The 12180-nt window shown below is 36.7% G+C and carries 11 protein-coding genes and 1 other annotated feature; all 11 genes read left to right on the top strand.

Annotated features, from left to right (window positions below; genetic code table 11):
- Positions 1-88 precede the first annotated feature (88 nt).
- The gene (cymR, locus tag MKX39_RS11390; RefSeq protein ID WP_093537047.1) at positions 89-511 is read left to right on the top strand and encodes a cysteine metabolism transcriptional regulator CymR; all 423 of its coding nucleotides are present in this window, start codon (positions 89-91) and stop codon (positions 509-511) included.
- Positions 512-521: 10 nt separating this feature from the next.
- Positions 522-1652: a cysteine desulfurase family protein gene (locus tag MKX39_RS11385; protein ID WP_340769624.1), complete on the top strand. Its 1131-nt coding sequence runs from the start codon at positions 522-524 to the stop codon at positions 1650-1652.
- Between the two features lie 90 nt (positions 1653-1742).
- Entirely contained in the window at positions 1743-2855 is a 1113-nt protein-coding gene (mnmA, locus tag MKX39_RS11380; protein ID WP_340762778.1) for a tRNA 2-thiouridine(34) synthase MnmA, read from the top strand.
- A 14-nt stretch (positions 2856-2869) separates the two neighbouring features.
- Positions 2870-3526 carry a tetratricopeptide repeat protein gene (locus MKX39_RS11375; RefSeq protein ID WP_093537050.1) on the top strand — a complete coding sequence of 219 codons (657 nt, stop codon included), beginning with the start codon at positions 2870-2872 and terminating at the stop codon, positions 3524-3526.
- 21 nt (positions 3527-3547) lie between these two features.
- Positions 3548-5971: an SF1B family DNA helicase RecD2 gene (gene recD2 / locus MKX39_RS11370; RefSeq protein WP_340769623.1), complete on the top strand. Its 2424-nt coding sequence runs from the start codon at positions 3548-3550 to the stop codon at positions 5969-5971.
- 36 nt (positions 5972-6007) lie between these two features.
- Positions 6008-6221, top strand: a binding site (T-box leader).
- A gap of 105 nt (positions 6222-6326) precedes the next feature.
- On the top strand, positions 6327-8960 hold the full coding sequence (gene alaS, locus MKX39_RS11365) for an alanine--tRNA ligase (RefSeq protein WP_340769622.1): 2634 nt from the start codon (positions 6327-6329) through the stop codon (positions 8958-8960).
- A gap of 78 nt (positions 8961-9038) precedes the next feature.
- Entirely contained in the window at positions 9039-9305 is a 267-nt protein-coding gene (locus MKX39_RS11360; RefSeq protein ID WP_093537053.1) for an IreB family regulatory phosphoprotein, read from the top strand.
- Positions 9306-9307: 2 nt separating this feature from the next.
- A complete protein-coding gene (ruvX, locus tag MKX39_RS11355; protein ID WP_093537054.1) occupies positions 9308-9727 on the top strand; it encodes a Holliday junction resolvase RuvX in 420 nt (139 codons plus the stop codon).
- A gap of 11 nt (positions 9728-9738) precedes the next feature.
- Positions 9739-10041: a DUF1292 domain-containing protein gene (locus MKX39_RS11350; protein WP_093537055.1), complete on the top strand. Its 303-nt coding sequence runs from the start codon at positions 9739-9741 to the stop codon at positions 10039-10041.
- Between the two features lie 265 nt (positions 10042-10306).
- Entirely contained in the window at positions 10307-11425 is a 1119-nt protein-coding gene (mltG, locus tag MKX39_RS11345; protein ID WP_340769621.1) for an endolytic transglycosylase MltG, read from the top strand.
- Between the two features lie 114 nt (positions 11426-11539).
- Complete coding sequence (locus tag MKX39_RS11340; protein WP_340762772.1) at positions 11540-12175, top strand: O-methyltransferase; 636 nt, start codon at positions 11540-11542, stop codon at positions 12173-12175.
- Positions 12176-12180 lie beyond the last annotated feature (5 nt).

Here is a 12180-nt window from a genome sequence, read left to right as displayed (position 1 = left end):
TTGTCTAAAAAGTCATTTTGAAGTCGATATAGTGTGTAATTATGCTATACTAGGGAAAGAATTTTTTAATCTTATGAGGTGAATTATATTGAAATTTTCAACAAAAGGAAGATACGGTTTAACAATTATAGTAGCACTAGGAAAGCAGTACGGAGAAGGTCCGATTGCACTTAGACAAATTGCTGCTGAATATAATTTATCTGAAGCGTATTTAGAGCAGATTGTATCACCTCTTAGAAACGCAGGAATCGTGAAGAGTGTAAGAGGGGCATACGGTGGTTATATGCTTTCAAAAACACCTAGTGAAATAACTGCAGGAGATGTTATTCGCGTACTGGAAGGACCAATTCAAATCGTTGAGGGAATTGAAGAGGAAGCCCCGCCGCAGCGTGAGTTATGGATGCGTATTCGAGACGCTGTAAAAAATGTGCTAGATACAACTACAATAGAGGATTTAGCAAAATATACGGAAGAAAATCCAGAGAACCCTGGATATATGTTTTATATATAAGGAGTTTATAATGACTAGAATATATTTGGATCATGCAGCCACATCACCAATGGCAGAGGAAGTAATCGAAGTCTATACAGCTGAAATGAAAGAAGTGTTTGGTAATCCATCTAGTATTCATCAAACTGGAAGAAAAGCCAGAAAAAAAGTCGATGATGCAAGAACAATTTTAGCTAAAAGTATTGGAGCCCATGAAACAGAAATTACCATAACTAGTGGAGGCACAGAAGCAGATAATTACGCTGTTTTTGGAACTGCTTACGCTAGAAAAAACGAAGGTAAGCATATAATTACAACTCAAATTGAGCATCATGCGGTTCTTCACGCTTGTGAGCAGCTTGAAAAAGATGGTTTTGAAGTAACTTATCTTCCAGTCGATAAAAATGGATTGATCAGTATCAATGACTTGAAAAATTCACTAAGAGAAGATACTATTTTAGTTTCCGTTATGTATGCAAACAATGAGGTAGGGGTTATTCAACCAATCGTGGAAATTGGTGAATTATTGAAAGATCATCCTGCCTATTTCCATACAGATGCTGTTCAAGCATATGGTAGTTTATCTATTGACGTGATTACATCCCATATAGATTTATTGAGTGTTTCCAGCCATAAGATAAATGGACCAAAAGGAATAGGTTTCTTATATCAAAGAAAAGGTATCTTGTTAAAACCTATTTTTTATGGAGGACAGCAGGAACGAAAAAAACGGGCGGGTACCGAAAATGTACCGGCTATTGTTGCATTTGCAAAGGCAGTTCAATTGAAACAAGCAACTTTTACAAATGGCAACGTAGAATATAATCAGTTAAAACAAGTTTTTCTATCTGAATTGGAAAGACTTAAAGTTCCTTTTCAGGTTAATGGTTCTCAGGAATCAGTGCTTCCTCATGTGCTAAATATTAGTATCCCTAATACAGATGTGGAAACTTTTTTAGTGCAATTAGATATAGCTGGTATTGATGCTTCAAGTGGATCGGCTTGTACAGCAGGTTCTATCGATCCATCCCATGTACTAGTTGCTATGTATGGGGAAAGTACACCCGAGTTACGAAATTCGGTTCGTTTTAGCTTTGGATTGAATAATACGGAAGAACAAGTGTTGGAAGCGGCAAACAAAATAAGCAAGATAGTATTATAGAACAAACCCAACTAAAAGTTTAACTTCATTTAGTTTGAGTTTGTCTATTACTACATGATGTTAAAGATTTTAGCGAAATGAGTGAATACAATGAAAAAAATAGAAGATACACGAGTAGTAGTTGGAATGTCTGGCGGGGTAGACTCGTCTGTTGCAGCATACTTACTGAAAGAACAAGGCTATGATGTAATAGGCATTTTCATGAAAAACTGGGATGACACCGACGAATTCGGGATGTGTACAGCAACCGAAGATTATGAAGACGTGATAAAAGTTTGCAATCAAATAGGTATTCCTTATTATGCAGTAAACTTTGAAAAACAATATTGGGATAAAGTTTTCACTTACTTCTTAGAAGAATATAAAGCAGGTCGAACTCCCAACCCAGATGTAATGTGTAATAAAGAAATTAAATTTAAAGCGTTCTTAGAGCATGCATTAGCTCTAGGAGCAGATTATTTAGCAACAGGTCACTATGCGCAAGTAGAGGTTCGTGATGGACAAACTCGTATGCTACGTGGAAGAGACAACAATAAAGATCAAACTTATTTCTTAAATCAATTAAATCAAGAACAATTAGAAAAAGTGATGTTCCCAATTGGTCACTTAGAAAAGAAAAAAGTCCGTGAAATCGCATTAGAGCAAGGTCTTGCTACTGCGACTAAAAAAGATTCCACTGGTATTTGTTTTATCGGGGAAAGAAATTTCAAAGAATTTTTGAGCCAATATCTTCCTGCTCAACAAGGTGCTATGGAAACGATGGATGGAAAAGTAATGGGACAACATGATGGTTTAATGTATTACACAATTGGACAACGTCATGGTCTTGGAATCGGTGGTTCGGGTGATCCCTGGTTTGTAATTGGAAAAGATTTGGACAGAAATGTCCTGTTAGTTGGACAAAACATTAACAATGACGCATTGTTTTCTACTAGCCTAACTGCAACTGATTTATCTTTTACGACTACATTAGAAAAGCCACAATCTTTTAAAGCAACTGCGAAATTCCGTTATCGTCAAGAGGATATAGGTGTGTTTGTAGAATTGATAGATAATAACCGAGTGAGCGTTATATTTGATGAGCCAGTTCGTGCAATAACACCAGGACAAGCGGTTGTGTTCTATCAAGGCGATGAATGTCTAGGTGGAGCTACAATTGATGAAGTATTCAAAGATGGTCTTAAACTGGATTATGTCGGATAACTGGAGGTAATATTATGGATTACAATGAATTAGGAATTCAAGCTATACAAGAAGAAAATTATGAAAAAGCAGTAGAGCTTTTTACGAAAGCAATTGAAGAAAATCCAAATGAGGCAATTGGTTATATTAACTTTGGAAATCTTTTATCGTCTATGAACGAAGATGAACGAGCAGAGAAGTTTTTCCAAAAAGCAATTACTTTAGATGAAGGTGCAGCAACAGCCTATTATAGTCTTGCAAATCTTTACTACAATGCCGAGCGATTTGCGGAAGCTGCAAAGCTATATGAAAAAGCTATTGCGACTGGAATTGAAGGACCGGATGCCTACTATATGCTTGGGAAAAGTCTTGAAAAAGAAGGGCTAACAAAGCTTTCGCTACCATATTTACAAAGAGCTTCGGAGCTAGCTCCTGAAGATATACAAATTAAATTATCTTATGGTATTGCCCTTGCTAGTTTAGAGATGTTCGAACAAGCGGAACCTGTCTTTAAAGAAATAGTCCAGTTAGATGCTGAAAATGCAGATGCTCACTATAATCTGGGTGTATTATATGCTGTTTCAACCTCTGACACTGAAGCGGCATTATCTCATTTAAAAGAAGCTTTTACTTTACAACCCAATTATGATCAAGCACGCTATGTGTACGACATGATTTCCCTACGAAATTAATGAAACTCTGGAGGCGGTAGTATGACCAACGAAATAAATAATGAAAAGCAATTTATTACGGGTCGTCCTATCGTTTCGATTTTTCATAACCCTCAAAACTTATTCTCTATCATCAAATTGAAAATAAAATCCACTAACACTACATACACAGAAAAAGAAGTAATTGTATCTGGTTATTTCCCTCCGTTAGTACTTGAAGAACCATACAAATTCATTGGTTATATTAAAAATCATCCGAAATATGGCGTGCAATTTCAAGTGGAAACATTCCAAAAAGAAGTACCAGCGACAGAACAAGGAATTATTCATTATCTTTCCAGTGATATGTTCACAGGGATTGGACGCAAAACTGCTGAACTAATTGTGAAAAAGCTAGGCACAAATGCCATTAACAAAATATTAGAGGACCCACAGGCCTTAGATATAGTGCCTCGCCTTTCAGAAGATAAAAAAGTGACGCTACGTGCAGTTCTGGAACAAAATTTAGGCTTGGAAAAAGTAATGATTCAACTCAATGAATGGGGATTTGGTCCTCAGATTGCTATGAAAATATATCAAGCATATCGAGAAGAAACACTTGCTGTGCTTACGAAGAATCCATTCCGTCTAATTGAAGAGGTAGAGGGAGTAGGTTTTGTTCGAGCAGATGAGCTTGGCTATAAATTAGGGATAAAAGGAAACCATCCAGATCGTATTAAAGCAGCAATCTACCATTTGCTTCAAACAGCTTCCTTAGGGGAAGGTCATGTATTTCTTTATGCAGAGCAATTATTGGAATCTGTTAAAAAACTACTAGAAAATGCTCAACATGAAGAAATTCCTTATGATGCAATTACTAAATGTTGCATTGAACTTGCAGAAGAAAATCGGATCGTCGGAGAAGTGAATCGTTTTTATATTCCGTCTTTATATTATTCGGAAGTTGGCATTGGATCCAAAATCGAAACCCTACTAGCCGAAAATGATACACATCATCAGTTTCCTTTAGCCGAGATGAAAAAGCATCTTGGAGGTATCGAAGAACGTCTAGGTGTCCAATATGCTCCAACACAGATCAATGCGATTGAAACGGCATTAAATGCAAGTATGACCTTACTTACTGGAGGTCCTGGTACGGGTAAAACTACGGTAGTTCGAGGAATCGTTGAACTATATGCAGAACTACATGGACTGTCTCTGGATCCAAAAGAATGGTTAAAAGACAAGAAACCATTTCCGGTAGTATTAGCCGCTCCTACGGGTAGAGCAGCCAAGCGTCTAAGTGAATCGACAGACTTGCCAGCCATGACTATTCACCGACTATTAGGCTTTACTGGTCAAGAGGATTCGGATGTGGAAGGAAAAGAAATCGAAGGCAAACTAATTATTATTGATGAAACTTCTATGTTAGATACATGGTTAGGGCATCAGCTCTTAAAAGCAATTCCAAAAGATGCTCAAGTTATTTTTGTAGGAGACCAAGATCAACTTCCGCCAGTAGGACCAGGTCAGGTATTAAAGGATTTACTTGCCTCCAATCGAATCCCTACTGTAGAACTGAAGGATATTTATCGCCAGGCTGAAGGATCATCGATTATAGAACTTGCTCATGAGATGAAACAAGGGACGGTTCCTGCATCCTTATTAGACAAAACAAAGGATCGTTCGTTCATCAAGGCTTCTACAGAGCAAATCCCAAAAGTAGTAGAGCAAGTACTGAAAAGCGCATTATCCAAAGGACTTTCCATTCGAGATATGCAAGTATTAGCTCCTATGTATAGAGGTCCTGCTGGTATTGACGCGCTTAATAAAATGATTCAAGAAATGGTCAACCCAAATACGGATGGAAAACGAAAAGAAATGATTTTTGGGGAAACTATTTATCGTATTGGGGATAAGGTACTTCAACTCGTCAATCAACCAGAAAGTCATGTATTTAATGGCGATATGGGAGAAGTTATTAGTATATTTAAAGCTGCAGAAACAGTCGAGAAAAAAGAGATGCTAATTGTGTCATTTGATGGTAATGAAGTAACCTATGAAAAAAATGATTTAAATCAGCTGACACTTGCTTATTGCTGCTCCGTTCATAAGTCACAAGGTAGTGAATTTCAAACGGTTATTATGCCTATCACGAGAAGCTATATGAAAATGTTAAGACGAAATTTACTGTATACAGGAATTACGCGCGCTAAAAACTTCCTTATTCTTTGTGGAGACCCCGAAGTATTTAAGTTTGGAGTAGAGCGAACGGATGATCTTCAGCGATTGACTACATTAAAAGATCGTTTAACGCATACAGAAGATGCAGAACCCGCAGAAGAGAAAGAGTTAAAAAGTGATACTGAAACTAGAGAGAATCAAACAGATTTGACCTATTTAACTGCAGAGAATTATCATGTAGTTGACCCTCTAATAGGGATGAATGGTGTCACTCCGTATCAATTTATGGACACAGACAATTGACACAAGCCCATTTGTTTTTTATAATCAATTGCATATAGTAAAATGTTGACGGAGAAAGTACTAATTGTTATCTGACTAGAAATGGATTCCTTGGCTGAAAGAATTCACTGACCTAACAAATAGGAAAGCTACTCCTGAGTGCAGTTAAAACCTGTCGTATGGCCGCGTTAAGGCTTCTTGAGAGACATAAGTAGAATTATCTACTGTGTAACTAGGGTGGTACCGCGAAACAATAGCTTTCGTCCCTTTTTTAGGGATGAGGGCTTTTTTTATTGTTTTGGTTTTTAGATATCACTTGTGAAGTGATTGGGATTACTCGCGGTCGAAGAATACAAATTATTAGGAGGAACTAAACATGAAACAATTAACAGGTGCTCAAATTAGACAAATGTATTTAGACTTTTTTATCGAAAAAGGACATTCCCAGGAACCATCAGCTCCACTTGTACCAATCAATGACCCGTCATTACTATGGATAAATAGTGGTGTAGCAACACTTAAAAAGTATTTTGATGGACGTGTAGTACCTGAAAATCCACGTATTACAAATGCGCAAAAGTCTATTCGTACAAATGATATTGAAAACGTTGGGAAGACAGCAAGACATCATACTTTCTTTGAAATGCTAGGCAACTTTTCAATTGGAGACTACTTTAAAAAAGAAGCGATCCAGTATGCATGGGAGTTTTTAACGGATGCAAAGTGGGTGGCATTTGAACCAGAAAAATTATCTATTACGATTCATCCCGAGGACGAAGAAGCATATAATATTTGGAAGGATGAAATTGGAATTCCGGAAGAGAGACTTATTCGTTTGGAAGGGAACTTCTGGGATATTGGGGAAGGTCCAAGTGGTCCGAACTCAGAGATTTTCTATGATCGTGGAGAAAGCTATGGTAATGACCTAAACGATCCTGAATTATATCCAGGTGGAGAGAACGACCGGTATTTAGAGATTTGGAATTTAGTGTTCTCTGAATTCAATCACAATCCAGATAATACGTATACTCCTTTACCAAAACAAAATATTGATACTGGTATGGGCCTAGAGCGTATTACAAGCGTAGTACAAGATGTGCCAACAAATTTTGATACTGATTTGTTTATGCCAATTATCCGTCAAACTGAACAAATTTCTGGGAAGTCATATCGTGCAAATGATGTGGATGATACGGCATTCAAAGTAATTGCTGACCATGTTCGTACAGTAGCTTTTGCTATTGGTGACGGTGCATTACCATCCAATGAAGGTAGAGGTTATGTCCTTAGAAGATTACTTCGTAGAGCAGTTCGTTTCGCGAAACAATTAGGGATTGAAAAACCATTCCTACATGAGCTCGTTCCAGTAGTTGGAGAAATTATGCAAGACTTCTACCCAGAAGTAACAGAAAAACAAGATTTCATCATGCGTGTTATGAAAAATGAAGAAGAAAGATTCCATGAAACACTTCATGATGGCCTAGCTATATTGGAAAAGGTTATCGAGGAACAGCAATCAAAAGGGGAATCTTACATCCCAGGAACGACTACTTTCACTCTATACGACACGTACGGTTTCCCAATTGAATTAACGGAAGAATATGCAGAAGAGGCGAATATGACCGTCGACCACGAAGGCTTCAAATCAGAAATGGAAGCACAACGTTCTCGAGCTCGTGCAGCACGTCAAAATGTAGATTCTATGCAGGTACAGTCGGAAGTGTTTAGCAATTTACATGATGAAAGTGAATTTGTTGGATACGATACGATGAGTGTTGCTACTAAAGTTACTTCGATTGTTCGTGATCAAGTATTAGTCAAATCAGCTCATGAAGGCGAAGAAGTTAAAGTAGTATTAACGCAAACACCTTTCTACGCTGAAAGTGGCGGGCAAATTGCCGATCATGGAGTTATTCAAAATGATACATTTAAAGGATACGTAAAAGATGTGCAAAAAGCTCCCAATGGACAAAATCTCCACACAGTAGTTATTGAATCAGGAGAAATTATTACAGATGCAGAAGTAATGGCAACTGTAGATAATTCACTTCGTGGACATACGATTAAAAATCATTCTGCTACACATATTTTACATCAGGCGCTAAAAGACGTATTAGGAACGCATGTAAACCAAGCGGGTTCATATGTTGGTCCAGATCGTTTACGTTTTGACTTCTCTCATTTTGGACAAGTTACAAAAGAAGAAATTGAACAAATAGAACGTATAGTAAATGAAAAAGTGTGGGATAATATCCCGGTAGTTACCGGATTCCATAATATTGATGAAGCAAAACAAATGGGTGCAATGGCATTATTCGGTGAAAAATATGGTGATATAGTAAGAGTGGTGAAAATGGGAGATTTCTCATTAGAACTATGTGGTGGTATTCACGTCCAGAACACCTCTGAAATAGGAATCTTTAAAATCCTTTCTGAAAGTGGGATTGGAGCAGGAACAAGACGTATAGAAGCTGTAACTGGTAAAGGTGCTTTCGAAATATTAAAAGAAGAAGAGCAAATGTTAAATGAAGCAGCAAATTTACTAAAAGCACAACCTAAAGATTTAGTGAATAAAGTTACTCAAACACTTCAAGAGCTAAAAAATGTTCAAAAAGACAATGAGTCTCTTTCAGCGAAAATTGCCAATAGCCAAGCTTCATCCGTTCTGTCATCGGCACAAAAAGTAAATGATATAACTGTATTATCCGTAAAAGTAGACGCTAAAGATAACAATCAATTACGCCAAATGATGGATGATTTAAAACAAAAGCTAGAAAAAGCGGTAATTGTTTTAGGTGCAATCGATGGGGATAAAGTCATGATTACAGCAGGCGTAACAAAAGATATAGTTGGTGGTAACTATCATGCAGGGAATATCGTCAAACTAGTGGCAGAGCAATGTGGAGGTAAAGGTGGAGGTCGTCCGGACTTCGCAATGGCTGGTGCTAAAGATCCAAGTAAATTAGAAGCAGCTTTAAGTTCTGTAGTAGAATATATTAAATCTGTTTAAACTTTTTCCAAAATAGGGTATACTAATACAATAGGTACATTAGTTTACTCACTTAAAAAAGAAAGCGAGGTGCTGATCATGAGCTCATTTGATAAAACGATGAAATTTAATTTCCCTGAAGAATCGATGGAACAAGAAGTAAAACATGTGATGGTACAAGTTCACTCTGCACTAGAAGAAAAAGGGTATAATTCTATCAATCAAATTGTAGGCTATTTATTGTCAGGTGATCCAGCTTATATTCCTCGCCATCAAGATGCACGAAATATGATTCGAAAACTTGAACGAGATGAAATATTAGAAGAACTGGTAAAGTTCTATATTAAGAAAAATAATGAGGCTTAATGATGCGAATTATGGGGTTAGATGTTGGTTCTCGTACTGTTGGAGTAGCAATCAGTGATGCATTTGGTTGGACTGCACAAGGTATAGAAACAATAAAAATACATGAAGAAAGCTTAGAGTTTGGTCTGGAACGAATTGATGAACTCGTAAAAGAGCATAATGTAACAGAATTTGTTGTTGGATTTCCAAAAAACATGAATAATTCTATTGGTCCACGTGCTGAGGCATCCGAACAATATGCTAAGCTATTAACCGAGAAATATCATTTCCCAGTAACTTTATGGGATGAACGATTGACAACGATGGCTGCAGAACGTATGTTAATAGATGCTGATGTGAGCCGTAAGAAGCGTAAGTTAGTGATCGACAAGATGGCCGCTGTAATGATTTTACAAGGCTTTCTTGATAGAAAAAATAGATGAGGTGACTACAAATGGACCACGGTCAAGAAAATATTACAATTGTAGATGAAAATGGAAATGAACAACTTTGTAACGTGCTATTTACATTTGAATCTGATGAATTTGAAAAATCATATGTACTTTATTATCCAATCGGTGCAGAAGAAGATGAAAATGAAGAAATCGAAATTCATGCATCATCATTTACTCCAAATGAAGATGGAGAAGACGGAGAATTACTTCCAGTCGAGTCCGATGCTGAATGGGATATGATCGAAGAAATGTTAAGTACATTTTTAGATGAACAAGAAGACGAAGAAGAAGACGAAGAATAAGACTATCTATTCAGGTGGATGAGGGAAGCCTCATTCACCTTTTTCTTTGTTTAATTGTTCTGTACATAATTAGCTATTTACACATTCTAGCCTGTGGTGAATAGTGGTAACCATAATCATAAAAGAGAAAAAAATCTACTATATGTCAAGATTCTCTAAAAGCGTCAAGCTCATCACACACGGTAGATTATAGTAGATGATTTGTGCGCTTTTGTTCTTTTATATATTTTCTTGTATAATGAGATAGGATAAAGGGGGAGAACCCGTGGAAAATGAAACAAAAAAAGATATTATGTTTAAGAAAATGAAAAGTAAGAAAAAAGAAGTGAAACTTGTGAGAAAGATTGTTCTAATTATAACTTTCCTTGTAATTATCATCGGAGGGATAGCTGGTCTAGTTATCTATAATTATATAGAATCAGCGCTCCAACCTTTAGACCCTAATTCCGAAGAGACTATAACCGTTGATATTCCAATTGGATCAGGCTTAGATAATATTTCCAGTGCATTAGAAAAAAGCGGAATTATAAAAGATGCAAAAATCTTTAAGTATTATGCAAAGTTTAACAATGAATCTCAGTTTCAGGCTGGGGAGTATAGTTTAACAAAAGCAATGACTTTAGACGAAATTATTGAAAGCTTAAAAACTGGTAAAGTATACAGAGAACCAATATTCGCGTTGACAATTCCAGAAGGATTGACACTTGAACAAATTGGACAAGTTATTGAAAAGAAAACTAAGCATTCTGCAGATGATTTCTTTTCACTTGTAACAAGTGAGGAATTTGTGGATCGAATGATGGTTAAATATCCAAACGTTCTAGGACCAGAGATTAAAGGAGAAAATGTACGCTATGCATTAGAAGGATATCTTTTCCCTGCGACCTACCCGTTTTTTGAGGAAAACCCTTCTATTGAGACAATAGTAGATATGATGCTCTCTAATACCGATAAAGTAGTAACATCTTACGTAGATATATTACAAGCAGAGGAAAAATCTGTTCACTGGTTATTAACTTTTGCGTCTTTATTAGAGGAAGAGGCTACAGCCCAAACAGATCGAGCAACAATTGCGAGTGTCTTTTATAACCGTATAGAAGATGGGATGCCTTTACAAACAGATCCAACTGTCCTATACGCTAAAGGGACACATAAAGATCGAGTGCTTTTTGAAGACTTAGAGTTTGATAATCCTTATAACACGTATCAAAACCAAGGATTACCGCCCGGACCCATCGCAAATGCCGGTAAATCATCTATAGAAGCTACACTTGATCCAAGCGATACTGATTATTTTTACTTCTTGGCAGACAAAGAAGGAACTAATCACTTTTCTAAAACCTACGATGAACATCTTCAAAAAATCGACGAATTTTTAAAATAAAAATTGTGCAGGAGAGGGAGTGTGTCGCATTCCTTCTCCTGCTATGTTATTATAAGAGTTGTTTTTTTACATAATAGGGATTACTATTTTATTGACCTAAAGGGGTTAGTCTAGATGAATATTAGTGATGATTTTTTAAAGGATCTGATAAAACCTCGATCCGCTATTTTTTTGGAAATGGAACAATATGCAAAAGATAATCATGTGCCTATCATGCAACTAATGGGTATGGAATCGTTATTGCAGCTCCTTTCTTTACAACAGCCAAAGTCTATTTTAGAACTTGGAACTGCTATCGGTTATTCTTCCATGCGAATGGCAACTAAACTTGAAGAAGCATCAATTGTGACTATTGAGCGAGATGAAGCTAAGGCAGAACTAGCAAAAGATTATATGCAACGGGCAGATTTACAACATCGTATTCAAGTAATTATAGGAGATGCGTTAGAGATTTCAGCAACAGAGCTGGGAGATTTAACTTTTGATGCTATCTTTATTGATGCAGCGAAAGGTCAATACAAAAATTTCTTCGAAAAGTATGCCCCATTTTTGAATGATGGTGGCGTTATTTATTGTGATAATTTATTGTTAAATGGCTTGTCCGAGTTACCGATGAGTGAAGTGCCTAGAAGAAAAAGAACAATGGTCAGAAACCAACATCAATTTATGGAGTGGCTAATGAATCATCCAGATTATGATACAGCATTCCTACCTGTTGGAGATGGTATGTTAGTAAGTATTAAGAGGTGAAAGAC

This window comes from Psychrobacillus sp. FSL K6-1464, assembly GCF_038003145.1.
Classification (GTDB): domain Bacteria; phylum Bacillota; class Bacilli; order Bacillales_A; family Planococcaceae; genus Psychrobacillus; species Psychrobacillus psychrotolerans.
The sequence above is the reverse complement of the archived record's forward strand: the minus strand, read 5'-3'. Positions and strand labels throughout refer to the sequence as shown.

What these genes read in the sequence shown, in the direction of transcription:
- MKX39_RS11385 (WP_340769624.1), top strand. Translation starts at nt 522, where the DNA reads ATGACTAGAATATATTTGGATCATGCAGCCACATCACCAATGGCAGAG.
- mnmA (WP_340762778.1), top strand. Translation starts at nt 1,743, where the DNA reads ATGAAAAAAATAGAAGATACACGAGTAGTAGTTGGAATGTCTGGCGGG.
- MKX39_RS11375 (WP_093537050.1), top strand. Translation starts at nt 2,870, where the DNA reads ATGGATTACAATGAATTAGGAATTCAAGCTATACAAGAAGAAAATTAT.
- recD2 (WP_340769623.1), top strand. Translation starts at nt 3,548, where the DNA reads ATGACCAACGAAATAAATAATGAAAAGCAATTTATTACGGGTCGTCCT.
- alaS (WP_340769622.1), top strand. Translation starts at nt 6,327, where the DNA reads ATGAAACAATTAACAGGTGCTCAAATTAGACAAATGTATTTAGACTTT.
- MKX39_RS11360 (WP_093537053.1), top strand. Translation starts at nt 9,039, where the DNA reads ATGAGCTCATTTGATAAAACGATGAAATTTAATTTCCCTGAAGAATCG.
- ruvX (WP_093537054.1), top strand. Translation starts at nt 9,308, where the DNA reads ATGCGAATTATGGGGTTAGATGTTGGTTCTCGTACTGTTGGAGTAGCA.
- MKX39_RS11350 (WP_093537055.1), top strand. Translation starts at nt 9,739, where the DNA reads ATGGACCACGGTCAAGAAAATATTACAATTGTAGATGAAAATGGAAAT.
- MKX39_RS11340 (WP_340762772.1), top strand. Translation starts at nt 11,540, where the DNA reads ATGAATATTAGTGATGATTTTTTAAAGGATCTGATAAAACCTCGATCC.